Here is a 24,396-nt window from a genome sequence, read left to right on the forward strand (position 1 = left end):
AAGCAAGCGGCCCAAACCGCGCCTCCCTTGGCTTGGCAAATCAGCCGCGCGCGGAACCGCGCCGGCTGTGGCTGTGCACGGTGTCAACCAAAATTTTCACGTTCTCCGGCGGCGTAAATTGGGAAATCCCGTGACCGAGATTGAAGACGTGTCCGCCGGTATTCTTTCCGTCGCCGCCGTCGTCGGCGGCGTAACTGTCCAGCACACGCCGCGCTTCGGCCGCCACCTTGTCCGGCGAAGCGAACAAGGCCATCGGATCGAGATTGCCTTGCAGTGCAACACGGGAACCCACGCGTCGCCGCGCTTCGCCCAGATCGGTGGTCCAGTCGAGGCCCACGGCGTCGCAGCCGATGTCGGCGATGGCTTCCAGCCACTGGCCGCCGCCCTTGGTGAAGACGATACTGGGCACGCGCTCGCCGTCATGGCTGCGCTTGAGGCCGGCGACAATGCGTTGCATGTAGGCCAGCGAGAACTCGCGATAGGCCGCATGCGACAGCGCGCCGCCCCAGGAATCGAAAATCATCACGGCCTGCGCGCCGGACTCGATCTGCGCATTGAGGTAGTCGGTCACAGCAGTGGCCGTCACGTCCAGAATGTGGTGCAGCAGATCGGGTCGATCGTAGAGCATGGTCTTGATCGTGCGGTAATCGGTCGCGGAGCCCGAGCCGCCTTCCACCATGTAGCAGGCCAGGGTCCACGGGCTGCCGGAAAAACCGATCAGCGGCACCGAGCCATTCAGTGCACGACGTATTTCGACCACCGCATCCATCACATAGCGCAGGTGAACGTTGGGATCGGGGACCGTCAGATCGCGGATCGCCCATTCCTCGCGCAGCGGCCGCTCGAACTTCGGTCCCTCGCCATCGGCGAAATACAGGCCCAGGCCCATGGCGTCGGGCACGGTGAGAATGTCGGAAAACAGGATCGCCGCATCGAGCTCGAAACGCGAGAGCGGTTGCAGCGTGACCTCGCAGGCCAGTTGCGGGTTCTTGCACAGATTGAGGAAGCTGCCGGCGCGACGGCGCGTCTCGTTGTATTCGGGCAGGTAGCGTCCGGCCTGGCGCATCAGCCAGACGGGGGTGTACTCGACGGGTTCGCGCAGCAGCGCACGCAGAAAAGTATCGTTCTTGGGACGGGTCGAGGGTGACATGAGCGGCAATCCGGCAGGGCAAAGAACGGATTATCGCATTGCCTGCCCGCGAAGCGAAATTGCGTGCCCCCCGAAGGAAAGCCCCAGACACGCAAAGCGAGGCGTGCGAAGCAACCGCCCCGCCCCTGACATCAGCGCCGCCAGAAGGCCGGTGTAAACAAGACAAACACCGAAAGCACCTCAAGCCGCCCGAGCAGCATGGCGAAACTGCACACCCAGGTCTGGAAGTCGGTCAGTGCGGCATAGTTCTGCGCCGGACCGACGACATTGAGACCGGGACCGGCATTGTTGATACAGGCGACGATCGCAGTTATTGCAGACGTGAAGTCGAGGCCGCTGGCGATCAGGAAAAACGTCAGCTCGCCGACTGCAAGGATGTAAAGAAAGATGAAACCGAGCACGGCACCGGCAATTTGCTGGGGAATCGCGTTATGGCCCACCCGCAGGGGCGCCACCAGTTGGGGATGCACCAGACGCCGGAGTTCGACCAGGCCCTGCTGGGCGAGGATCAGCGTGCGGATCATCTTGATGCCGCCGCCGGTGGAACCCGAAGACACCGTGACGCAGGACAGGAACAGCATCCACAAGGGCACGAAGATCGGCCACTTGTCATAGTCCTGACTGGCAAAGCCGCAGTCGGTGGCGATCGAAACCAGGTTGAAGGCGACGTGACGCAACGCCGTCGCGAAATCCGGATAGACCCCCCGCGCCAGCAGGTAAATGGTGCAGACCAGAGTGCTGACCGCTAGCAGCGCCACCACCGCCCTGGCTTCCATGTCCGACCAGTAGGCCTTGAGCGAGCGCCCCTGCCAGGCGATATAGTGGGTGGCGAAGTTGATCGCCGCGACGATCATGAAGAAGATCAGCACGGCTTCGATCGCCGGTGAATCGAACTGGCCGACGCTGGCATCGTAGGTGGAAAAGCCGCCCAAGGAGAGCGCGGCGAAGGCGTGGCAGATGGCATCCAGCCAGTTCATGCCGACCGCCTTGAGCGCCAGGATGCACGCCAGCGTGACGCCGAAATACACCAGCCAGAGCGCCTTGGCCGTATCCGCGATGCGCGCGGTCAGCTTCGCATCCTTCATCGGCCCCGGCGTCTCGGCCTTGTACAACTGCATGCCGCCGACGCCCAGCAGCGGCAAGATCGCCACCGCGAGCACGATGATGCCCATGCCGCCCAGCCAGTTGAGTTCGTGACGCCAGATGTTCACCGCCGGCGGCAGCTTTTCGAGCCCGGCGAGTACCGTGGCCCCGGTGGTGGTCAACCCCGATATGGTCTCGAAAAAGGCATCGGTGAAGGACAGGCCGTCGATCACCAGCATCAGCGGCAAAGTCGCGATTGCGGCCATCAGGATCCAGGCCAGCGTGACCAGCAGAAAGCCGTCGCGCGGCTTCAATTCGCGCTTGTGGCGGCGCGTGCCGAACCAAAGCAGAAAGCCGGCGGCGAACGAGATCGCCATCGCATCGACAAAGTCGAGCGCGGTACCGTCGTCATAGATCAGGGAGCCGACGATGGGCATCAGGTAGGTGATGCTGAAGAACATCAGCATCCCGCCGAGAACGTGGCTGACCGGCAGCAGACGATAGAACATCAGAAAAACCCGGCGCTTACCTGGAACAGCTTTTCGACTTTCGCCACCTGCTGCTTGTGCGTGCAAAACACCACGACGTGGTCGCCCGCCTCGATTACCGTGTCGTGGTGTGGGATCACTACCCGGTCGAGTACTTCATCGACCAGGAAGCCTTCGCGCCGCACGACGCTGGTTTCGCTGCCGCGCCTGACGATTGCCGCAATGCGCGCGCCCCTGATCACCGGCAGTTCCTCGATGCGGCGGCCGACCACTTTCGATGTGGCGCGATCGCCATGCACCACCAGTTCGAGCGCCTCGGCCGCACCACGGCGCAGACTATGCACCCGTTCAACATCGCCGCGGCGCACGTAGGCCAGCAGCGAACCAATGGATATCTGGGCTGGCGAGAGGCCGATGTCGATCGGACCACCCTGCACCATGTCGGCATAGGCGCGCCGGTTGATCAGCGCCAGCACGCGCTTGCAACCCAGCCGCTTGGCCAGCGAGGCGGCCATGATGTTGTCTTCGTCGTCGTTGGTCAGGGCGAGGAACATGTCCATCTCGTCGATGTTTTCCTGCGCCAGCAGCTTCTCGTCAGTGGCTTCGGCACACAGCACCAGCGCCCCGGGCAGGCTCACCGCAATGGTTTCAGCGCGGCGCGAATCACGCTCGACGATCTTGACCTCGCAATGGGTTTTCAGCGCCGCGGCAACACGGGCGCCGATATTGCCGCCACCGGCGATCATCACCCGCTTCACCGGTTCCTGCATGCGCCGCAACTCGCGCAGGACGGGCCGGATGAAGCGTGTCGCGGCCAGCAGGAATACCTCGTCGCCGGCCTCGATCACCGTGTTGCCTTCCGGATCCACCGGCTGCAGGTCGCGGAAAATCGCGGCGATGCGGGCCTCGACGCCGGATCCCAGATGCTCCTTCATGGTATTGATCGACTGGCCCACCAGCAGGCCACCGTCGTAGGCCCGCACACAGACCAGCGTAACGCTGCCGTTGGCAAATTCGAGCACTTGCAGCGCCTCGGGAAACGCCACCAGCCGCGTGATGTAGTCGGTAACTTCCTGCTCGGGGCATATCGCATGGCTGACGCTGAACATGTCGTCGGCGAGCAGGGCTTCATCGGCGACGAAGTCGACCCCACGCAGGCGTGCGATACGGGTCGGCACGTTGAATATGCCTCGCGCTATCTTGCAGGCGACTAGGTTGGTCTGGTCGGACTGCGTCACCGCCACCAGCATTTCCGCGTCCTCGATGCCGGCGCTCCTGAGCACCGAGGGCAGCGCCGCGTTGCCGGTCACGGTGCGCACGTCGAGCCGGTCGGCGAGCTGCGCCAGACAGGCGCTGCTCTGGTCGACGACCGTGACGTCGTTGATTTCCGAGGCCAGGGCTTCGGCCACGGAGGCGCCGACCTGGCCGGCGCCGAGGATGATGATTCTCATGGTGTCTAGCGCAGTCCGAGGTCTTTGAGTTTTCGATACAGGTGGGTGCGCTCCAGCCCGGTCTTGTCCGCCAGGCGCGTCATGTTGCCGCCGTCCCGCGCCAGGTGGTACTCGAAGTACATGCGTTCGAAGGCCTCGCGCGCCTCGCGCAGCGGCAGCTCGATCACTTCCGGCGCCAGGCCGGCCGGCGCCAGGGTGGGCTCGCCGGCCGGCGCCAGCAGATGCAGGGTCTCCTCTTCGCCGATCTCCTCGTCCAGGCTGGCCAGCGCCAGCGACTTCACCGCCGCCTTGAGTTCGCCATAGCCGCCGCTCCAGGCATGCTGGCGCAGGGCGTTGAGCGCAGCGCTGGAAAACCGCCGCAGCGGGATCTCGTCGCTCTCCATCAACTGGGTCAACAAGTGCGCCGCGATGTCCGGCACCTCGTCCTTGAGTTCCGCCAGGCTGGGCACCCCGAGCCCGGTCTCGAACAGGCGCAGCAATCCGCCTTCCTCCCAGCCGAGGCCCTGCAGTTCCGCGCTGCTGTGCGTGGTCGCCGCCACCAGGCGCAGGCCGTAGCGGTCGAGGCGTTCGGCGGCAAACAGCAGGTTCTTCTGCTGCAGGCGCGTCAAGCGCGCCATTTCCTCACACCACAGCACGCCGCCGGCGGCACGCTGCAGCATCTCGGTACTCAGGGGATTGGAGTCGTGCGCCAGATCGATCCACGGCTTGCCGGGCACCTGCGCCGTGCGCGCCACCAGTTCGACGATGCCGCCGGGCGCGGCGCGCAGCAGCAGCAGGGGGCTCTTGGCCAGCACCTGGTCCAGCCGCCGCTTCAGGTCGCGCAAGGGGCCGGGGCGGGCGAAAGCGCCCAGCGAGAGGCCGCCGCCGGCATGGCGGGCGCTGCGTTCAAGCGCCTTCTTCACCGCCGCCAGCAGCTTCTGCATGCCGATCGGCTTTTCGAGGAAATCCAGCGCGCCGATACGGGTCGCCTCCACCGCCGTGTCGATCGTGGCGTGGCCGGACATCATCACCACCGGCATGTTGAGTTGGCCGTTGCCGGCCCACTCCTTCAGCAGCGTGATGCCATCGGTATCGGGCATCCAGATGTCGAGCAGGACCATGTCGGGGCGTCCGGCTTCGCGCGCCAGTCGCGCCTGCGCGGCGTTCTCCGCCAGTTGGACGTCGTGGCCCTCGTCGCGCAGGATCTCCGACAGCAGCTCGCGTATCCCGACCTCGTCGTCGACCACCAGTATTTTCGGCATTTCTCTAAGCTCCCTTTACCGCATCCTGCGTTGCCAGCGGCAACCAGATGCTTACCTCGCCACCCTGATGGTTCGCCAGGCGAATCTCGCCGCCATGGTCATCCACGATTTTCTTCACGATCGCCAGGCCCAGCCCGGTGCCCTTCGACTTGGTCGTGACGTAGGGCTCGAAGGCGCGCGACAGAATCTGCGGCGGGAAGCCCGGTCCGTTGTCGCTCACGGTCAAGCGCACGCGCGCCGCTTCGCGTGCCGTGGTGATGGTGATCCGTGCCTCGGCCGCGTCGCTCAGGGCATCCTGCGCGTTGGTCAGGACATTATGCAGCACCTGGCGCAACTGGTTGGCATCGGCCAGCACCGGCGGCAGGGGTTCGAGAGTTGCCGCTGGCGCCACGGCGATCGCGACGCCGGCGTTCTCGTAGAGACCCAGCACCTCACCGAGCAGGGCCCGCAGGTCGACGGGCGCGAGCTGTGGCAACGGGGTCCGGGCGTAGTCGCGGAAATCATTGACCATGTTCTTCATCGCCTCGACCTGATTGACGATGGTCTGCGTGGCGCGATCCAGCAGCTCGCGCGAGGCGCCCGTCAGCTGGTCGGCCAGCTTGAGTTGCAGGCGCTCGGCGGACAACTGGATCGGCGTCAGCGGATTCTTGATCTCGTGGGCCAGGCGCTGCGCGACCTCGCCCCAGGCGGCGGAACGCTGTGCGGCAATCAGCCGCGTGATGTCGTCGAACACCACCACATAACCGCCGCCACCGGTTGCCGGCAGCGCCGTGCCGCGCACCAGCAGCGCCTGCGACATGCCGTCGGGACGGGCGATTTCGAGCTGCTCCTGCCATTCGTCGCCGCGCCGCGCGAAGCCTTCCATGATCGCTGCGGCCAGGGTTTCGTGGCGCGGCCAGTCCTGCAGGCGGGTCTGCTCGAAGCCGGAGAGATCGTCGTCGAGTATCGCCAGCGCACCGCGATTCGCCGCGCGCAGGCGGAAGCGCAGGTCGAAGGCCAGCACGCCGGCCGAGAGATTCGCCAGCACCGATTCCAGGTAGGCCTGTGCCGCCTCGGTTTCCGCGCGGTTGTGCTCGGCCTGCGCGCGCGCCTCGCTCAATTGATGTGTCATGGTGTTGAAGGAATGCGTCAACACGCCGAGTTCGTCGGAGGCCTCCACCGTGGCACGCGGCGTGAAATCGCCGGCCGCCACCGCCTGCGTGCCCTCGGCCAGGATCAGCAAGGGCCGCGCCAGGCGCTCGGCGAGAAAGAAGGCCAGGGCGATCGCGGCGAACAGGGCCAGCAGCAGCGCCAATGTCAGCGTCAGCGTGTAGATGCGCTTGAGGCCGACGCGGCCCAGTTGCAGTTCCTGGTAGTCGCGATGCGCGGCCTCGACGCTTTCCGCGCTATTGACGAGGGAGTCCGGCACCAGCGCCGTCAATTGCAGGATGCGCGGATCGGCGTTGAAGCCGCTGCCGGCAACCGGCACCAGGGCGCGCACCATCAGGCCGCCGCCCGCGGCGTCGCCCACCAGCGCCAGCCCGCGCGCAGTGCGCGCCTGCCGTAGCTGGCTGGGCGCCGGGACGGAAGGCATGAAGCGACCCATCTCGGCGGAACTGCTGCTCAGCACCTGGCCGGAGAGCGTCAGCAGTGTCGCGCTCTGTGCGCCGGACTGTTCGCGCAGCCGGTTCAGCCGGCTTGGCCCGACGAAGACGTCGTCGCCCAGCTCCAGCGCCGCACCGCGTGCCTTGGCCAGCAGGTCGGTCTGCAGGGTATCGAGCACGCTGCGGCCGAGGGCGAGGCCGCCTTCCAGCGCGGCATCGACGCGCACGTCGAACCAGGAATCGATGCTCTTCACCGCGAACTGCATCGAGACCCCATATACCAGCGCGCCGGGTACCACCGCCATCAGCGAGAGCATCAGCAGCAGGCGCGACTTGAGACGCGAGCCGAACACGCCGTTTCTGTAATCGCGGCGTAGGCGGCGCAGCTGAAGGCCGACCAGCACCACCAGCGCCAGGGCGGCGACGCCGTTGATCGCCAGCAGCCAGGGATAGCTCGCCGCAAACAGCGCGGTGTTGGCGGAAGCCGAAGCCAGCAGGAACAGCAGGATCGCGCCGAGTGCGGCAATCACCGCCAGCGCAATTTTCACAGGACTACCCTCCCCCCGGCCCCGATCCCACGGCCGGCCCTGCATGGCCGGCCGGCTGCGGCAGCGCGGAGCAGTGCTCCGCGAAACCCTGCCTTCGCCCCAAGGCAGGGGGTGATATGTCCCTCCTCAGGAGGGACGGTATCCCCCGGTGGGACGGTGGTTCGCCGCTGCGCGGCTCCGTAGGGTGGCTGCGCCCCCCTTGGGACGGCCCGGCGGGGAGCGCTCATTGCGCCACCACGGGCGCGACGAATTGCCAGCGCAGAACCTTGGCATCCACCTGCAAGGCGCTGTCGGTGATCGCATCGACCTGGAAGGGTTTGGGCAGCTGGCTGCGATCGAGTGCCAGACGCACCGCCGCCTCGTAGGATTCGCCGGCCTTGAGGACATCCTTTTCCAGCACCGGCAAGGCCGCGATACGTCCGACCACGCGCATCGCCTCCGCCAGGCTGCCGAAGTTCTGGTGCAGGTTGCCGGTGGTCAGCCGGTACTGCCGCGTCAGGCTGCTGTAGGCGAGTCGGTAGCTCAGGCTGCGGGTCGTGATGTGTTCATTGACCCAATACTTGCGACTGCGCTCGAGCACGAATTCGAGATTGAAGTAAAGCGGTACGCCGCGCGCCACGGCGTCTTCCAGCCGATTGCCGAGATCGAGCGCGAACTCGGCCGACAGGCTGTAGCCGTCCTCTCCGGGAATCAGCGCCGCGCGCTTCGGCTCGATGCTGCCGGCCCGGGCGGCGCAGGACACTGCCAGCAGCAGGGCCATGACCAGGGCCGGCAAGCCGGCCTCAAGCCTTTTGCAGCAGCGCGAAATAAAAGCCGTCATGTTCGGCATCGGGTAAAAAATGTGCATCGCTGGTTGTGGCCTCTTGGGTCTTCAACTGCCGCGCATCGGCGTGGCGACCGAGGAAGGCTTCTACCTGACGGGCATTCTCCTGCGCAAACACCGAACAGGTGGCATAAAGCATTTTGCCACCGGGGGCCAGAGTTAGCCACAGGGCATCGACGATGGCCTGCTGCGTCGCGGCGAAGGCGGCAACGTCCGCTGCGCGGCGCAGCCATTTTGCATCGGGATGGCGGCGTACCACGCCGGAAGCCGAACACGGCACGTCGGCCAGGATGCGCTCGAAGGCACGGCCGTCCCACCAGGCATCGACGGCCCGTGCGTCGGCCACTTTCATCGTCGCCGCCAGCCCCAGGCGCTGCAGGTTGTCGCCGATGCGCGCCGCGCGCATAACGTCCGCATCGAGCGCGGTCAGCTCGATGTCGGCCGATTCAAGCAGATGCGCGGCCTTGCCGCCGGGTGCGGCGCAGGCATCCAGCACGCGCATGCCGTCGACCACGTCGAGCAAGCCGGCCGCGGCCTGCGCACCCCAATCCTGCACCGAGCACAAGCCGGCGCCGAAGCCGGGAATGCGTTCGACCGGCAACGGCTTGTCGAGCAGGATCGCGGTATCGTCCAGCGCGCGCGCCGCAATCCCGGCCGCATCGAGTTGTGCAAGGAAATCGATGGCGCTGGTACGGCGCCGATTGACGCGCAGGCACAGCGGCGGATGGCTGTTGCCGGCGGCAAGAATGCCCTCCCAATGCTGCGGATGGTCCTGCTGCAGGCGCGCGATCCACCAGGCCGGATGCTGCCAGCGCGCCACCGCGTCGGCATCCGCCAGCGCCAGCAGCTCGGCGCGGCGGCGCAGGAAATTGCGCAGCACGCCATTGACCAGCCCCTTGAATTGCCCCTTGCCCAGACGCGCCGCCGCCGTCACGGCCTGGTCCACCGTGGTGTGCGCCTCGTCGGGCCGCGCTTCGAGACGCGCCAGGGCGACCAGCAGCAGGCCGCGCACCGCCGCATCCTTCGGTGCCCGCGCCAGCAAGCGGTCAAGCAGGAAATCGCCGCGACCGAAGGCGCGCAGGGTCGAATAGGCCAGGTCCATGGTTGCGGCACGCAGCGGCCCCGGCAGGCCAGCGCGCGCCAGAACGGTATCGAAATTGCGGCCGGCGATCACGGCGGCGATCAGGCCCGCGGCCGCGTGCAGGGATTCAGCGAGGGGAGGAAGCATCAGCATGGGTCAAGAATACCAGCCCGTGTGCGCGCTGATCGATGGACTCGGGAACTATCGCCTCCGCTACACTGCGTGAATCTTCCCGGTGCCACCCCAATTCCGTGTTCATGCTCCGCTCCATCGAGATTCCGCGCAGTCGCGCCGACGACAGCCAGGCGTTGCCGCTCGCGGCGCTGGTCGCCGTCGCCACCCGACAGGCACGCTGTTTCGCGCTGATCGGGACGTTCCTGACGCTGCCCGCCTTTGCCGGCGAACTGGCCCCTGTGCCGCAAAGCGGCGACGCCACGATCACCGCAGTGCTTCGTCATGAACATGGCGACGGGGTCGCCATGAATGCCGGGCGGGCAGCGGAAATGTATTGCGCCGCCGCGCGTGAGGGCAATGCCGATGCCGCTTATCGGCTCGGCTGGATGTACGCCAACGGAATTGGCGTCGAGCGCAACGACCGCCATGCGACGGCGCTGTTTCGGCGCGCGGCCGTGCAGGGACACGCCGCCGCGACGCGAATGCTGGAAACGATGTCGACCGGCGACGCGCGGCAGCCCCTGTGCATGACGCTTGAGCCGCCGCCGACGGTCACGGCGAAACCCGACGCCGATGGCGAGCCGCCCTTGCCAACGGGGCGGGAAAACTCCGCGACGGCGTCGGTCTACGGCGGCGGCGCGACCCATGCCGGCTCGATGGCGACGGCGCCGCCGCTTGCAGCGCCGCCCGACGGCGACCAGGTATTGCTCGCCGTCGCGCGCTGGGGCGACGCATGGTCGCAACGGCAGGTCGGGCTCTATCTGGCGGCCTATGCGCCGGACTTCCAACTTCCGGCCGGCGAATCGCGGCAGCAGTGGGAACGCCAGAGGCGCGCGCGCATCGCCGACAAGGCATGGATCGACATCAAGCTGCACGATCTGACGATCGCCGTCGAGGACGATCTGGCCAGGGTGCGTTTCCTGCAGGAGTACCGGTCCGACAAGGGGCGCGACAGCACCATCAAGACCCTGACGCTGGTGAAGTCAGGCCGGACTTGGCTGATCCGGCGGGAACAAAGCGAAGCCTTGCCGTCGTCGCCGCTCGCCCGATAGTGCGCACATGGCTCAAGCGCGCCTGGCGGCGGACAAGCAATCCCGGCCGGTCAATCCGGCTTCAGCGCGCTGCCGTGCAGAAAGTCGGCGCTGGTGACCCGGCGGCCGCCGGGCTTCTGCAGTTCGGTGAGGCGCAGGGCGCCTTCGGCACAGGCCACCACGATGCCGCTGGGATTGACCGAGAGCACCTGGCCGGGGCGGCCGCTGGCGGCGGCGACTTCGCCGCGCCAGGCCTTGACCGGCTCGCCAGCCAGGGTGAGCACCGCGCCGGGGAAGGGATTGAAGGCGCGCAAGCGCCGCGCCAGCTCCGTCGCCGGCTGGTTCCAGTCCAGCCGCGCCTCGGCCTTGTCGATCTTGTTGGCATAAGTCACGCCGCCGCCGGGCTGCGGCACGGCGGGCAGCTGGTCGAAGCGCGCCAGGGCGTCGACCACCAGCCTGCCGCCGAGTGCGGCGAGGCGATCATGCAGGCTGCCAGTGGTGTCCTGCGCGTCGATGTCGATCGCGGCGGAAAGCAGCATCGGCCCGGTATCGAGCCCGGCTTCCATCCGCATGATGGTGATGCCGGTCTGCGCATCGCCGGCCTCGATGGCGCGATGGATCGGCGCTGCACCGCGCCAGCGCGGCAAGAGCGAGGCATGGATGTTGATGCAGCCGCGGCGCGGCAGGTCGAGCACGGCTTGCGGCAGGATCAGTCCGTAGGCCGCGACGACCATCAGCTCGGCGCCGCCTGCGTCGCCTTCGGCGCAGGCGGCGCGGATCGGCTCATGGGTCGCCGGATCCTTGAGGCGCTCGGGCTGGAATACGGGGATGCCGTGGGCGAGCGCCACTTTCTTCACGGCGGACGCCTGCAGCGCCATGCCGCGCCCGGCGGGGCGGTCGGGCTGGGTCAGCACCAGCACGACCTGATGCCCGGCCGCCAGCAGCGCTTCCAGTGCCCGCGCGGCGAACTCGGGCGTGCCGGCGAAAACGAGTTTCATCTGATAGCCCGATTCAATAGGTTTCACGCGCCTGCTTGACCAGCTTGCTGCGGATCCGCGTCTGCTTGAGGCGCGACAGGTATTCGACGAAGACCTTGCCTTCGAGGTGATCCATTTCGTGCTGGATGCACACCGCCAGCAGATCGTCGGCCACCAGCTCGAAGGGCTTGCCGTCGAGTCCCAGCGCACGCACCCGGACGTGGCTGGCGCGCGCCACGGTCTCGTAGATGCCGGGCACCGACAAACAGCCCTCCTCGCCTTCGCATTCGCCGGATTTTTCCAGGAGTTCGGGATTGATGAAGGTCTGCAGCTGCGACTTGTCTTCCGAAATGTCGATCACGATCAGGCGCAGATGCTGGTCCACCTGTGTCGCAGCGAGACCGATGCCGGGCGCCGCATACATGGTTTCGGCCATGTCCGCCGCGAGTTGGCGGATGCGCGCATCGACCTGCGCGACCGGAGCAGCCTTCTTGTGCAGCCGGGGATCGGGATATCGCAAAATGGGCAATAGGGCCATGAAACCGCTCTTGAAAGAATTGATGCTGGGGGAATTGTCGGGCAGAATCGGGCGAATATCCGGGTGGCCCGCCGCGCCATCCACACAGACACTCGGCCAGGAGATCAAGCCATGCGTCGCATTATATCTGCGCTGCTCATCAGCATTTCAAGCACCCTGGCGCTCGCCCAGGGTGCCAAGCCACTGGAACTGGCCCCTGACGCGCCCGAGCGCCACATCGTCGTGCCCGGCGACACCCTGTGGGGGATCTCCGCCAAATTCCTCAAGGATCCCTACCGCTGGGGCGAGTTGTGGAGGATGAATACGGAGGAAGTCAAGAATCCGCATCGCATCTATCCGGGCCAGGTCATTGTGCTCGATCGCAGCGGCAGCCAGCCGCGCCTGAAGCTGGTGACGACCAAGCAGCCCCGCCGCGAGTATGTCGAGCCGCTAAGCAAAGGCATCCCTTCGATTCCCGCCCAGGAAATCGAGCCCTTCCTCAGCGAACCGCGCGTACTCGACGCCGCCGGTCTCGACGCCGCGCCGCGCGTGGTGGCGCTGCAAAGCGACCGCGTGATCGCCGGCGCCGGCGACACCATCTATACCACCGAGATCACCGCCCGGCATAAGGCCTGGCAGTTGTTTCGTCCCGGCAAGGCGCTGATCGACCCGGACAGCAAGGAGACCCTGGGCCACGAAGCCCTGTATCTCGGCACTGCGCGCATGACCCAAGCGGGCGTGCCGTCGAGCTTCCTGGTGACGACCTCGAAGCAGGAAATCGTTCGCGACGACCGCCTGCTGGCGGCACCGCGACAGGATATTCCGAGCTACATCCCGCGCGCGCCGAGCATCCAGGTCAAGGCCAGGGTGCTGGCGATCTATGGCGGGGTCAATTTCGGCGGCCCGCAGTCGGTGGTTACGATCAATCGCGGCAAGGCCGACGGACTGGAGATCGGCCATGTGCTGGCCGCCGACCTGGCCGGCGCCGAGGTAAGCAACCGCTACCAGGGCGACAAGACCGACTACAAGCTGCCCGACGCCCGCAACGGCCTGCTGTTCGTGTTCCGCGTGTTCGACAGGGTGTCCTATGCGCTGGTGATGAACGCCACGCATCCCGTGGTGGTCGGCGACACTGTCCGCACGCCATGACCGGCAGACAGCGGAGTTGCGCTCCTGCAGCGCGGCAAGCTTCTGTCTGTCGCACTTTCAGCGCCGCCTCCTGAATGGAACTCGCTGCCTGGCTGCGCCTCACGCTGGTCCCCGGCGTCGGCGGTGAAGCCCGGCGCGCCCTGCTCAAGGCCTTCGGCCTGCCGCAGGCGATATTCGCAGCCAGCCCGCGCGCACTGTCCGCAATCGTCGATCCCGTCGCGGCCGAACGCCTGCTCGGCCATGAATGCAGCGCCGAGATCGACGCGGCGCTGGACTGGGCGGCCTCGCCCGGCAATCGCTTGCTGACGCTGGCCGATGCCGACTACCCGCAAAGTCTGCTGAGTTCGGACGACCCGCCGATACTGCTTTACGCCAAGGGCGATACGAGGCTGCTGAATCGCCCGATGCTGGCCGTGGTCGGCAGCCGCAACGCCACGGCGCAGGGCGAGCGCGATGCCGAAGCCTTCGCCCGGGCGCTCGGCGAGGCCGGCCTGACCATCGTCAGCGGCCTGGCGCTGGGCATCGATGCCGCCGCCCATCGCGGCGCGCTGCCGACGCCCGCCGGCACGGTGGCCGTGATCGGTACCGGCGCCGATCGCCTCTATCCGGCGAAGAACGAGGCGCTGGCCCGCCGCATTGCCGAAAAAGGCGTGGTCCTCAGCGAGTTCGCCCTCGGCACGCCGGCGCTGGCATCCAACTTCCCGCGCCGCAACCGCATCATCGCCGGTCTCGGGCTGGGTTGCCTGGTGGTCGAGGCGGCGCTGAAGAGCGGCTCGCTGATCACCGCGCGGCTGGCCGCGGAAAGCGGACGCGAGGTGTTCGCGATTCCCGGTTCGATCCATTCGCCGCTGTCGCGTGGCTGCCATCAACTGATCCGCCAGGGGGCAAAGCTGGTCGAAGCGGCCCAGGACATACTCGAAGAATTGCGCTGGGAATCGGCTAGCGCCGCACCCGCTGCCGCAGACCGAGTCTCTGTGACACAGGGCGGTAGCGAAGAGCAAGTGCTCGCTGTACTGGGCGATGCGCCTTGCGCACTCGACACGCTCTCGGCACGCAGCGGCTTGACGCCCGCCGACCTTCTTGCCATGCTCCTGCCCATGGAACTCGCCGGCCGTGTTGCCCAGTTACCCGGCGGGCTCTACCAAAGGCTCCATTGAGATCATGATCGACATCCTCGTATACCTGTTTGAGAACTACCTGCCCGACGCCTGTCCGGAACCCGCCGTGCTGGCGCGCAAGCTTTCGGCCGCGGGCTTCGGCAATGACGACATCACCGCGGCGCTGTCCTGGCTGGACGGCCTCGCCGGCGAAGAAAGCGGACGCTGCCGCAACCCGGCGCTCGCCGGTTCGATCCGGATTTACGACGAGGAAGAACAGGAAAGGCTGCCCGCCGCCTGCCGCGGCTTCATCGCCTTCCTGGAGCAGCATGACGCCGTCGATGCCAGCTTGCGCGAAGCCATCATCGAGCGCGCCCTGGCCCTGCCGGACGCCGAAGTCAGCCTCGACCGGCTCAAGGTCATCGTGCTTGCCGTGATCTGGCGCTACCGCCACGAAGTCGACGCCCTGATCCTCGAGGAACTGCTGGCCGAGGAGGGCGACGACGAAGATTTCGGCAGCGGCGGCGACGTCACCCGCCTCCTGCTCAACTAAACCCCGGCTTGCCTAATTGGGAAAGGCGCGCTTATGATGCGCCGCTCCTGACCGTGCACTGCGCCCGCAGTACTCCAATAGCCCGCATCACCCAAACAGACAATGTCAAAGCAACTCATCATCGCCGAGAAACCTTCCGTCGCGCAGGATATTGCCAAGGCGCTGGGGGGCTTCACCAAGACCGGTGACTACTTCGAGAGCGACGACTACGTGTTGTCGTCGGCCATCGGCCATCTGCTGGAACTGGCCGTGCCGGAAGAGTACGACGTCAAGCGCGGCAAGTGGAGCTTCACCCACCTGCCGATGATCCCGCCGCATTTCGCGCTGAACCCGATCGAGCGCACCCAGGAACGCCTGCGCCTCTTGACGCGCCTGATCAAGCGCAAGGACGTCACCGGCCTGGTCAATGCCTGCGACGCGGGACGCGAGGGTGAGCTGATTTTCCGTTACGTCGCGCAGCACGCCCTGGGCGCCAAGCAGAAGCCGATCCGCCGCCTGTGGCTGCAGTCGATGACGGCCACCGCGATCCGCGACGGCTTCGCCCATCTGCGCACCGACCACGAAATGCTGCCGCTGGCCGATGCCGCGCGCTGCCGCTCGGAAGCCGACTGGCTGATCGGCATCAACGGCACGCGCGCCATGACGGCCTTCAACTCCAAGGAAGGCGGCTTTTACAAGACGCCGGTGGGCCGCGTGCAGACGCCGACGCTGGCGATCATGGTCGAACGCGAAAGCCGCATCCGCGCCTTCGTCTCGCGCGACTACTGGGAAGTCGAAGGCGAATTCCAGTGCGTCGCCGGCACCTACCGCGGCCGCTGGTTCGACGAGAAGTTCAGGAAGGCCGATGACGAGCACGCCCGCGCCGAGCGGCTGTGGGACAAGGCCAAGGCCGATGCGCTGCGCAAGAAATGCCTGGGCCAGCACGGCACGGTGGATGAGGACAGCAAGCCCAAGACCGAAGCCTGTCCGATGCTCTACGACCTCACCTCGCTGCAGCGCGAGGCCAACGGCCGCTTCGGTTTTTCGGCCAAGAACACCCTGGGTCTGGCCCAGGCGCTGTATGAAAAGCACAAGGCGCTGACCTACCCGCGGACCGACAGCCGACACCTGCCGGAGGACTATATCGGCACGGTCAAGGAAACCCTCGCCGCAATGGCTGGCACACCCTACGCGACCTTCGCCGGCGCCATCATCAAGAACGGCTGGGTGCATCCGAACAAACGCATTTTCAACAACGCCAAGGTGTCGGATCACTTCGCCATCATTCCCACCGGCGCCGCGCCGAAGAATCTTTCCGAACCGGAACAGAAGATCTACGACCTGGTCACCAAGCGTTTCCTGGCGATTTTCTATCCGTCGGCCGAGTACAACATCACGACGCGCATCACGCGCATCGAGCAGGAAGCCTTCAAGACCGAAGGCAAGGTGCTGGTGACGCCGGGCTGGCTCGCGGTGTACGGCAAGGAATCGCAGGAGACGCGCGAGGAAGCCGGCGAGAACCTGAACCTGCCGCCGCTGGAAAAGAACGAGCGCGTCTGGGCCAAGGATGTCGAGGTCAAGACCAAGGCCACCCAGCCGCCGCCGCGCTTCTCGGAAGCCACGCTGCTGACCGCGATGGAAGGCGCCGGCAAGCTGATCGAGGACGAGGAACTGCGCGAAGCCATGTCCGAGCGCGGCCTCGGCACGCCGGCGACGCGCGCCGCCACCATCGAGGGCCTGCTGGCCGAGGAATACCTGCATCGCAACGGCCGCGAACTGCAGCCGACGGCCAAGGCCTTCTCGCTCCTGTTCGCGCTGGAGAACCTCGGCGTCGATGAAATCCGCTCGGCCGAACTGACCGGCGAATGGGAATACAAGCTGCGCGAAATGGAGCACGGGCGCCTCCAACGCGACGAGTTCATGAGCCACATCGTGGACAAGACGCGCGAAATGGTCGAGCGCATCAAGACCGGCGAACTGCCCGAAGCCGCCTTCTCGACGCTGAAGACGCCCTGCCCGCGCTGCGGCGGCGTGATCCAGGAAAATTACAAGAAGTTCCAGTGCAAGTCCTGCGACTACAGCCTGTGGAAGATCGTCGCCGGCCGGCAGTGGGAGCCCGAGGAAATCGACGAGCTGCTGACGAAGCGCGTGGTCGGTCCGTTGCAGGGATTCCGCAGCAAGATGGGGCGCCCCTTCGCGGCCATGATCAAGCTCAAGGAAGATCACACGCCCGAATTCGATTTCGGCCAGTCCGATGCCGACGCCGATGCCGAGGAAGTGGATTTCTCGACCCAGGAAGCGCTCGGCGCCTGCCCCAAGTGCGGCAGCCGCGTCTTCGAGCACGGCATGGCCTATGTCTGCGAAAAGGCCGTGGGCGCCGGCAAGACCTGCGACTTCCGCTCGGGCAAGGTGATCCTGCAGCAGGAAGTGGCGCGCGGCGACATGCAGAAGCTGCTGGCGACCGGACGCACCGACCTGCTCAAGGGCTTCATCTCGAACAAGACGCGGCGCAAGTTTTCCGCCTATCTGGTGCGCGATCCGGCCAGCGGCAAGGTCGGCTTCGAGTTCGAGCCGAGGAACCCAAAAGCGGCGCCGAAAGCCGGGGCAAAGCCGGGGACCAAGCCGGCCGAGACCAAGCCGGCGAAGCCCGCCAGCGCCAAAGCCGCGTCGACAGTTGGCGCTGCCGACACGGCGAAGCAAGCTGCCGTGAAGAAACCCACCGTGAAGAAGCCGGCGGCCAAGAAGCCTGCCGCCAAGAAAACCGCCGCCAAGCCCGCAGTGAAGAAAGCGGCGGCCAAGAAAGCCGGATGAGCACCGCGGTACCGCTCGCCAGCGCCGTCATCGACTTCTGGTTCCTGCCGCCGGACCACCCCGGCCACGGAACTTACCGCCCCGAGTGGTTCCGCAAGGACGAGGCTTTCGATGCAGCGATTCGCGAACGCTTCGGTGCCGAGGTCGACGCGGCATTGAGTTCGACCCTCGGTGATGCCCCCGACATGGCCATCCTCGCGCGCATCCTGTTGCTCGACCAATTCACGCGCAACATCCACCGCGGCACGCCGCGCGCCTTTGCCGGCGATGCCCAGGCGCTGTCGCTGGCCACAAGCCTGGTCGGCGCCGGCCGCGACAAGAACCTCTCGCCCTGGCAGCGCTGGTTCGCCTATCTGCCTTTCGAGCACAGCGAGTCGCTGCTCGACCAGGAACGCGCCGTCGCCCTGTTCGCCGCGCTGCGGCGCGAAATGCAGCACGAGGCCTTCGACAGCGCCTACGACTACGCCCTGCGGCACCGCGAGGTGATCGCCCGCTTCGGCCGATTTCCGCATCGCAATGCGGTTCTTGGTCGCACCTCGACCGAGGCCGAAATCAGCTTTCTGCAGCAGCCCGGTTCGAGCTTCTGATCGACCCGGAAACGGCTTCGCGCGGATTTACACTGGGATCCGAATTTTCGTCGCATTTTCCGGTAACGAAGGACTTCGGTCCGGCTTGAATCCAGTGACAGAACCTGGGTAGTCCGGAATCGGGCGCTTCGCTGCTCCGGCCAGGCTTTACCCGATCGCCAGTAACTGTTCCCCAAGGAAACTTCGAAGTGATCAAAAACTACAGCATCAAATGGCGTATCTGGGCTTTGGTTGGACTCCTCATGCTTGCCTTGATTGCCGTCGCCATTGCAGGGCTCAGCCTCGCAACGCTTGCCAACCAGAGCGGGCGCGAGACCTACGAGAAGAGCATGCGCCCGCTGCAGAAGCTCGCCAAGGTCCTGGCTCTCATGAGCGACAACCGCAGCCAGATCATGCTTGCACTGCAACACGATCCGGCCAATCCGAATTCCAGCCGGCACGATCATCCGATCGCCATGCATACCGACACAGTCGCCCGCAACAATGAGGCCATCGGAAGTTTATGGAACGATTACGTGAAGATGATCGACAACCCCAAGGAAAAAGCACTGGCCGATCAGTTCGCTGGCGCTCGCGCCATCTATGGACGAGATGGAGTGGCTCCCGCGGTAGAGCATCTCGCCGCCGGTCGCTTTACGGATGCGCAGGTCACGCTGCTGAAGGCCGTCAATCCGCTGTTCAATCAATCCATGAAGCATGGCGCCGGCGTCGAGGAATTTCTCGACAAGGAAGTGACCGCCCGCCTGCAGCACAACGAAGCCCGGTTTGCCGCTGCCCGATCCACGATAAGCGGCGGCATCGTGTTGCTGCTGCTTGTCGTCGCTGCGCTTGCGGTCTGGATCCTGCGTTCCATCACCCGACCGCTCGGTGAAGCCGTCGATGCGGCCAACCGTCTCGCCGAGGGCGATCTGACAGTCCGGATCTCGATCGATTCGAAAGACGAGCCAGGACAGCTCAAGGCCGCCATGCAGACCATGGTTGGCAAACTCTCCCAAATCATCGGCGACGTGAAGGGCGCCGCCGACGCGCTCTCCAGCGCGTCGGGCCAGGTCTCGACCACGGCGCAGTCGCTGTCGCAGTCATCCTCCGAGCAGGCCGCATCGGTCGAGGAAACCACGGCCAGCATCGAACAGATGACCGTCTCCATCACCCACAACACCGAGAACGCCATGGCGACCGACAACATCGCCGCCAAGGCCTCGGCGCAAGCCGTCGAGGGCGGCAAGGCGGTCAGGGACACGGTCGCGGCGATGAAGTCGATCGCCGGCAAGATCGGCATCATCGACGACATCGCCTACCAGACCAACCTGCTGGCCTTGAACGCGGCGATCGAGGCGGCCCGCGCCGGCGAGCACGGCCGGGGCTTTGCCGTGGTCGCCGCCGAAGTCAGGAAGCTGGCCGAGCGCAGCCAGATCGCGGCGCAGGAGATCGGCCAACTGGCCGGCTCCAGCGTCACGCTGGCCGAGCAGGCGGGCCGGCTGCTCGACGAAATGGTGCCCAGCATCAAGAAGACCTCCGACCTGGTGCAGGAGATCGCCGCGGCGAGCCAGGAACAGAGCCAGGGCGTGGGCCAGATCAACGGCGCCATGGGGCAATTGAACCAGGCCACGCAGCAGAACGCCGCGGCCTCCGAGGAACTCGCCGCCACCGCCGAGGAGATGGGCGGCCAGGCCGCGCAGTTGCAGGCGCTGATGGAGTTCTTCACGATCGAAACGCAGGGCGGCGGCCGCAATGCCGGCGCGAAAGTTGGCGCTGGCGACACGCCACCGCAGGCGCGTCCGGCCGTCCGGGCAGCGGGCAACGCCCCCAGGCCGCCTGCCGCACGTCCGCGGGCCGCGACGGCGGGCGAGGGCGACTTCGAGCGCTTCTGAATGCTCAGCTTCTGAGCGCTTCCCGGGTCTATTCAGTCGGCAGTTTGCGCGCCTTGAGCGAACAGAACGCCCCATAGCGGGTTTGTTTTCGCGCGCCATCGAACTACGTAGATGCCGCAGTTTGCCGCGTAATTCACGGATTAACACGGTGCCGCTCGTTTGAGATTATCCCTGCACGTGGGATCCCAAGCGTGTCGCTGACTTGCGATAAAGCCGCCATTGCCTTCAGCGAAAACATCTGCAAAAGGAAGCGCGATGTGCATCGATCGGGCGAAACCGCCCAGCCACTTCCGTAGCACATCCACTGGCTGCGGCGTCGACTCCCGATAGGGCTCGTATATGCTGAAAAATATTTCTGTCCGCGCCCGGCTCATGGGCAGCACGATCGTCGCGATTGCCTTTCTGACGCTGCTGGCCGGTATAAATTTTTACGCCCAGCAAAGCTCCACGACCGCGCTCGACGAAGTGCTGCACGGCGGTGTCGAGCCCCTGCTGGCCGTCAGCAAGATCGAAAGCCAGCTCAAGGAGGTGCGGTTTCGCGCCGCCGCCGTCGTCCTCGATATCACCTCGGTTTTGGGCGCCAGGAATCACCTGAAGGAAACCCGGGAGCAACTGCCCCTGCTCTGGAAGGATTTTCTCGCAGGCTATCGGCCGCAGACGGCGACTGAGGAGGAACGCAAGCTGGTCGATGCGATCGGCAAGGAGCTGGCGGGGCTGCCCGCCTTCTTCGATGTGCTCGATGCCGCCTATGCCAAGGATGACCGGGATGCGCTGACAGCGCTGCAACAGGAGCGCTGGCCGAAAATCAACAAGCAATTGACCAAGCCGCTTGAACAACTGGTTCCGTCGCGGGTCGCCGGCATAAGCACTACTTTCGAGCGCAGTGCCGAGGCGGGCAGCCGCCTCGAAACGACCTCCCGGGTGGGCTACTTCGTTTGCGTGGTGCTCCTGCTGCTGCTGACCCTGCCTCTGGTCCGATCCCTGTCGCGGGCCCTGATCGACCTGAAGACGACCCTGGCCCGCGTTGCCGAGGGCGACCTCACTGCACGAGTCGATACCCGTCGCGGTGACGAATTGGGCGATATGGCTCGCTCGCTGGACGCCACATTGGCGCGACTTGAGGAAACCATCCACGGCGTCAAGAAATTCGGCGACACAATTTCCAGCGCTTCCGGCCAGGTCTCGACCACGGCGCATTCGCTGTCCCTGTCCTCCAGCGAGCAGGCTGCCTCGGTGGAGGAGTGCACGGCTTCCATTGAACAAATGAGCGCCAGCATCACGCAGAACACCGAGAACGCCAGGATCACCGACAACATCGCCGCCAAGGCCTCGGCGCAAGCCGTCGAGGGCGGCAAGGCGGTCAGGGACACGGTCGCGGCGATGAAGTCGATCGCCGGCAAGATCGGCATCATCGACGACATCGCCTATCAGACCAACTTGCTGGCCTTGAACGCGGCGATCGAGGCGGCCCGCGCCGGCGAACACGGCAGGGGCTTTGCCGTGGTCGCCGCCGAAGTCAGGAAGCTGGCCGAGCGCAGCCAGATCGCGGCGCAGGAGATCGGCCAACTGGCCGGCTCCAGCGTCACGCTGGCCGAGCAGGCGGGCCGGCTGCTCGACGAAATGGTGCCCAGCATCAAGAAGACCTCCGACCTGGTGCAGGAGATCGCCGCGGCGAGCCAGGAACAGAGCCAGGGCGTGGGCCAGATCAACGGCGCCATGGGGCAATTGAACCAGGCCACGCAGCAGAACGCCGCGGCCTCCGAGGAACTCGCCGCCACCGCCGAGGAGATGGGCGGCCAGGCCGCGCAGTTGCAGGCGCTGATGGAGTTCTTCACGATCGAAACGCAGGGCGGCGGCCGCAATGCCGGCGCGAAAGTTGGCGCTGGCGACACGCCACCGCAGGCGCGTCCGGCCGTCCGGGCAGCGGGCAACGCCCCCAGGCCGCCTGCCGCACGTCCGCGGGCCGCGACGGCGGGCGAGGGCGACTTCGAGCGCTTCTGAGCGCAACAGGCCGGCCGCTCCCTGATCGAGTCGGATCGCCTCTGAACAAAGCAACAAGGCCCCTCACGGGGCCTTGTTGCTTTGCGTCGGACCGAACTCAGCGATGCCGCTGTCCGCTGTGGTGGCTGGCCGGCTTGGCGCCACCGGTACCGGCGCGCGCGGGGCGCGGCGGGCGCGGCGCGCCGCTGCGCTCGCCGGTACCGCTGCGGGTGCGGGCCTGGGCCGGCTTCTGCGCCGGCGGACGGCCGGCGGCGGGACGCGGCACCGAATGCGTGTGCTGCGGCTCGAAGCCGGGCAGGATCGAGGTTTCGATTTCGCGCTTCAACAGGCGTTCGATGTCGCGCAACTGGATGCGCTCGTCGCTGCTGACCAGGCTCAGGGCTTCGCCGCTGGCGCCGGCACGGCCGGTGCGGCCGATGCGGTGGATGTAGTCCTCCGGCACGTTGGGCAGCTCGAAATTCACCACGCGCGGCAGCGAGTCGATGTCGAGGCCGCGGGCCGCGATGTCGGTGGCGACCAGCGCCGCCAGCTTGCCCGACTTGAAGTCGGCCAGGGCACGGGTGCGGGCGTTCTGCGACTTGTTGCCATGCAGCGCCGCAGTGCGCACGCCGGCCTGTTCCAGCTTCTTGGCCAGGGCGTCGGAGCCATGTTTGGTGCGGCAGAACACCAGCACCTGGTGCCAGCCGTGGGCGGCGAACAGGTGCAGCAGCAGGTCGCGCTTCTTGTCCTGATCGACCTTGATCACCGTATGCGTCACGAGTTCGGCCGGCGCATTGCGGCGCGCGACTTCGACCATGGCCGGGTTGCGCAGCACGGTGTGGGCCAGTTCGCGCACTTCGGCAGCGAAGGTCGCGGAGAACATCAGGTTCTGGCGTTCTTTCGGCAGGCGCTCGATGATGCGGCGAATGTCGCGGATGAAACCCATGTCGAACATGCGGTCGGCTTCGTCGAGCACCAGGGTCTGCACTTTCGACAGGTCGACGGTGCGCTGGCCGAGGTGGTCGAGCAGGCGGCCGGGAGTGGCGACCAGGATGTCGATGCCGCGGCGCATGGTCTGGATCTGCGGGTTGATGCCGACCCCGCCGAATACGGCGAGGCTGCGCAGGCCGGTGTGGGCGCCATAGACGCGCACGCTTTCCAGCACCTGCGCCGCGAGTTCGCGCGTCGGCACCAGCACCAGCACGCGCGGCGCAGTGTGGGTGACCTTTTGCAAGGGGCTGGTGAGAGGATTGGTCAGGCGCTGCAGGATCGGCAGCACGAAGGCCGCGGTCTTGCCGGTGCCGGTCTGGGCCAGGGCTTCGAGGTCGCGGCCGGCGAGGATGTGGGGAATGGCCTGCTGTTGCACAGGGGTGGGCGTGGTGTAGCCCTGCTCGCCAATGGCGCGCAGGAGCTCGGCCGAAAGGCCGAGATCGGTGAACTGCATGTTGAATACCTCTGAAGCCGACCCCCGCGATATGGCAGGCCAATCTGGACGGAACTTCTATGGGGTGTAACCTTCGAGGGGACTAAGACGAGAACGCCATGTCGCCATTCAGGCACGACCGGCAGACTGGGGCGCGGTCGCTGAGGAGGTGAAGCGGGCGCACTGTAACACAGGCGGCCCGGAACTTCCGGATTACTTTCTCGCCGCATCGCCAGCATCGCCGCATCGCCAGCACCAACTCTTTAACTGCGCCCATCATGCCCCGATCAGCAGCGGCGCATTTCAGATCGCTGAGAGGCTCGCTTATCTCAGTCCTGCCGCCGTGCGGCCACGAACGCGCCGAATTTCTTGTCGCTGGCTTCGATGTGCTCGGTAAGCCAACGGTAGAGAAAGCGGGGCAACTCCATCGGCATCGACTGGTCGCCGATTTCCACCCGCATTTCCATGTCATAGGCCCGCGAGAGCAAGTGCTGGTGTTCGAGGCGATGGGCCGCCAGCTCCGGGTAGGCGGCGGCTTCCATCAGGCCTTCCTCGCTGCCGAAATGCGTCGCGGTGTATTCGATCAGTTCGGCAACCGAGCTGCGGATCACGGCTTGCGTCGTTCCGTCGCCGGCCCGGACGCAGTCGTAGGTGCGCGCCGCGATTTCGAATAACTGCCTATGCTCCCGGTCTATCTGGTCGACCCCGACCAGGAACTTTGCATCGAATTGCGGCCGCTCATCCATCGGTGTTTGCCTCGCTCACATCTGCAAAAATCAGGGTCGCCGCAACCGCCGGA

Annotated in this window: 19 protein-coding genes; 8 read left to right on the forward strand and 11 right to left on the reverse strand. The window is 66.1% G+C overall.

The genetic code is table 11. The annotated features are described in order from the left end of the window. Positions 1–40 precede the first annotated feature (40 nt). From hemE to rsmB, 7 genes are all read right to left on the reverse strand, one after another. Positions 41–1,150 (reverse strand): uroporphyrinogen decarboxylase, encoded by a 1,110-nt coding sequence (gene hemE / locus RMO95_RS04525; protein WP_310449398.1) that lies wholly within the window; start codon positions 1,148–1,150, stop codon positions 41–43. A 131-nt stretch (positions 1,151–1,281) separates the two neighbouring features. Further along, positions 1,282–2,742 (reverse strand): TrkH family potassium uptake protein, encoded by a 1,461-nt coding sequence (locus RMO95_RS04530; RefSeq protein WP_310449399.1) that lies wholly within the window; start codon positions 2,740–2,742, stop codon positions 1,282–1,284. Next, positions 2,742–4,172, reverse strand: coding sequence for a Trk system potassium transporter TrkA (trkA, locus tag RMO95_RS04535; RefSeq protein ID WP_310449400.1), 1,431 nt, complete (start codon positions 4,170–4,172; stop codon positions 2,742–2,744). The genes RMO95_RS04530 and trkA overlap by 1 nt, the downstream gene beginning before the upstream one ends. A gap of 5 nt (positions 4,173–4,177) precedes the next feature. After that, positions 4,178–5,413 carry a sigma-54-dependent transcriptional regulator gene (locus RMO95_RS04540; RefSeq protein WP_310449401.1) on the reverse strand — a complete coding sequence of 412 codons (1,236 nt, stop codon included), beginning with the start codon at positions 5,411–5,413 and terminating at the stop codon, positions 4,178–4,180. A gap of 4 nt (positions 5,414–5,417) precedes the next feature. Continuing rightward, positions 5,418–7,544, reverse strand: coding sequence for a sensor histidine kinase (locus RMO95_RS04545; RefSeq protein ID WP_310449402.1), 2,127 nt, complete (start codon positions 7,542–7,544; stop codon positions 5,418–5,420). Positions 7,545–7,767: 223 nt separating this feature from the next. Further along, the gene (locus tag RMO95_RS04550; protein ID WP_310449403.1) at positions 7,768–8,319 is read right to left on the reverse strand and encodes a DUF4390 domain-containing protein; all 552 of its coding nucleotides are present in this window, start codon (positions 8,317–8,319) and stop codon (positions 7,768–7,770) included. A gap of 7 nt (positions 8,320–8,326) precedes the next feature. Beyond that, on the reverse strand, positions 8,327–9,595 hold the full coding sequence (gene rsmB / locus RMO95_RS04555) for a 16S rRNA (cytosine(967)-C(5))-methyltransferase RsmB (RefSeq protein ID WP_310449404.1): 1,269 nt from the start codon (positions 9,593–9,595) through the stop codon (positions 8,327–8,329). 161 nt (positions 9,596–9,756) lie between these two features. Here rsmB and RMO95_RS04560 point away from each other — a divergent pair, with 161 nt between their 5' ends. After that, positions 9,757–10,674 (forward strand): hypothetical protein, encoded by a 918-nt coding sequence (locus RMO95_RS04560; protein ID WP_310449405.1) that lies wholly within the window; start codon positions 9,757–9,759, stop codon positions 10,672–10,674. Between the two features lie 50 nt (positions 10,675–10,724). On the opposite strand, the gene fmt is transcribed toward RMO95_RS04560, so the two are convergent. Beyond that, a complete protein-coding gene (gene fmt, locus RMO95_RS04565) occupies positions 10,725–11,651 on the reverse strand; it encodes a methionyl-tRNA formyltransferase (RefSeq protein WP_310449406.1) in 927 nt (308 codons plus the stop codon). A gap of 13 nt (positions 11,652–11,664) precedes the next feature. After that, complete coding sequence (def, locus tag RMO95_RS04570; protein ID WP_310449407.1) at positions 11,665–12,168, reverse strand: peptide deformylase; 504 nt, start codon at positions 12,166–12,168, stop codon at positions 11,665–11,667. A 111-nt stretch (positions 12,169–12,279) separates the two neighbouring features. On the opposite strand from def, the gene RMO95_RS04575 reads away from it, so the two are divergent. From RMO95_RS04575 to RMO95_RS04605, 7 genes are all read left to right on the forward strand, one after another. Then, positions 12,280–13,296, forward strand: coding sequence for a LysM domain-containing protein (locus tag RMO95_RS04575; RefSeq protein ID WP_310449408.1), 1,017 nt, complete (start codon positions 12,280–12,282; stop codon positions 13,294–13,296). 74 nt (positions 13,297–13,370) lie between these two features. Beyond that, positions 13,371–14,453 (forward strand): DNA-processing protein DprA, encoded by a 1,083-nt coding sequence (gene dprA, locus RMO95_RS04580; RefSeq protein ID WP_310449409.1) that lies wholly within the window; start codon positions 13,371–13,373, stop codon positions 14,451–14,453. 4 nt (positions 14,454–14,457) lie between these two features. Beyond that, positions 14,458–14,946 (forward strand): DUF494 domain-containing protein, encoded by a 489-nt coding sequence (locus RMO95_RS04585; RefSeq protein ID WP_310449410.1) that lies wholly within the window; start codon positions 14,458–14,460, stop codon positions 14,944–14,946. A 102-nt stretch (positions 14,947–15,048) separates the two neighbouring features. Beyond that, a complete protein-coding gene (locus tag RMO95_RS04590; protein WP_310449411.1) occupies positions 15,049–17,736 on the forward strand; it encodes a DNA topoisomerase III in 2,688 nt (895 codons plus the stop codon). Beyond that, a complete protein-coding gene (locus tag RMO95_RS04595) occupies positions 17,733–18,323 on the forward strand; it encodes a DUF924 family protein (RefSeq protein WP_310449412.1) in 591 nt (196 codons plus the stop codon). Before RMO95_RS04590 ends, RMO95_RS04595 begins: the two co-directional genes overlap by 4 nt. Positions 18,324–18,511: 188 nt before the next feature. Beyond that, positions 18,512–20,194 (forward strand): methyl-accepting chemotaxis protein, encoded by a 1,683-nt coding sequence (locus RMO95_RS04600; RefSeq protein WP_310449413.1) that lies wholly within the window; start codon positions 18,512–18,514, stop codon positions 20,192–20,194. 339 nt (positions 20,195–20,533) lie between these two features. After that, positions 20,534–22,195, forward strand: a complete 1,662-nt coding sequence (locus tag RMO95_RS04605) for a methyl-accepting chemotaxis protein (RefSeq protein WP_310449414.1) — start codon at positions 20,534–20,536, stop codon at positions 22,193–22,195. Between the two features lie 97 nt (positions 22,196–22,292). Here the strand turns inward: RMO95_RS04605 and RMO95_RS04610 are convergent, their stop codons facing one another. Then, positions 22,293–23,618, reverse strand: a complete 1,326-nt coding sequence (locus tag RMO95_RS04610) for a DEAD/DEAH box helicase (protein WP_310449415.1) — start codon at positions 23,616–23,618, stop codon at positions 22,293–22,295. Positions 23,619–23,926: 308 nt separating this feature from the next. After that, on the reverse strand, positions 23,927–24,343 hold the full coding sequence (locus RMO95_RS04615) for a bacteriohemerythrin (RefSeq protein ID WP_310449416.1): 417 nt from the start codon (positions 24,341–24,343) through the stop codon (positions 23,927–23,929). Positions 24,344–24,396 lie beyond the last annotated feature (53 nt).

Origin of the sequence: Sulfuritalea sp. (genome assembly GCF_031426875.1) — a bacterium.
Taxonomy (GTDB): Bacteria; Pseudomonadota; Gammaproteobacteria; order Burkholderiales; family Rhodocyclaceae; genus Sulfuritalea.

Coding starts and splice junctions, on each gene's coding strand:
- hemE (WP_310449398.1), bottom strand. CDS start 1,150: ATGTCACCCTCGACCCGTCCCAAGAACGATACTTTTCTGCGTGCGCTG.
- RMO95_RS04530 (WP_310449399.1), bottom strand. CDS start 2,742: ATGTTCTATCGTCTGCTGCCGGTCAGCCACGTTCTCGGCGGGATGCTG.
- trkA (WP_310449400.1), bottom strand. CDS start 4,172: ATGAGAATCATCATCCTCGGCGCCGGCCAGGTCGGCGCCTCCGTGGCC.
- RMO95_RS04540 (WP_310449401.1), bottom strand. CDS start 5,413: ATGCCGAAAATACTGGTGGTCGACGACGAGGTCGGGATACGCGAGCTG.
- rsmB (WP_310449404.1), bottom strand. CDS start 9,595: ATGCTTCCTCCCCTCGCTGAATCCCTGCACGCGGCCGCGGGCCTGATC.
- fmt (WP_310449406.1), bottom strand. CDS start 11,651: ATGAAACTCGTTTTCGCCGGCACGCCCGAGTTCGCCGCGCGGGCACTG.
- def (WP_310449407.1), bottom strand. CDS start 12,168: ATGGCCCTATTGCCCATTTTGCGATATCCCGATCCCCGGCTGCACAAG.
- RMO95_RS04575 (WP_310449408.1), top strand. CDS start 12,280: ATGCGTCGCATTATATCTGCGCTGCTCATCAGCATTTCAAGCACCCTG.
- dprA (WP_310449409.1), top strand. CDS start 13,371: ATGGAACTCGCTGCCTGGCTGCGCCTCACGCTGGTCCCCGGCGTCGGC.
- RMO95_RS04585 (WP_310449410.1), top strand. CDS start 14,458: ATGATCGACATCCTCGTATACCTGTTTGAGAACTACCTGCCCGACGCC.
- RMO95_RS04590 (WP_310449411.1), top strand. CDS start 15,049: ATGTCAAAGCAACTCATCATCGCCGAGAAACCTTCCGTCGCGCAGGAT.
- RMO95_RS04595 (WP_310449412.1), top strand. CDS start 17,733: ATGAGCACCGCGGTACCGCTCGCCAGCGCCGTCATCGACTTCTGGTTC.
- RMO95_RS04605 (WP_310449414.1), top strand. CDS start 20,534: ATGCTGAAAAATATTTCTGTCCGCGCCCGGCTCATGGGCAGCACGATC.
- RMO95_RS04610 (WP_310449415.1), bottom strand. CDS start 23,618: ATGCAGTTCACCGATCTCGGCCTTTCGGCCGAGCTCCTGCGCGCCATT.
- RMO95_RS04615 (WP_310449416.1), bottom strand. CDS start 24,343: ATGGATGAGCGGCCGCAATTCGATGCAAAGTTCCTGGTCGGGGTCGAC.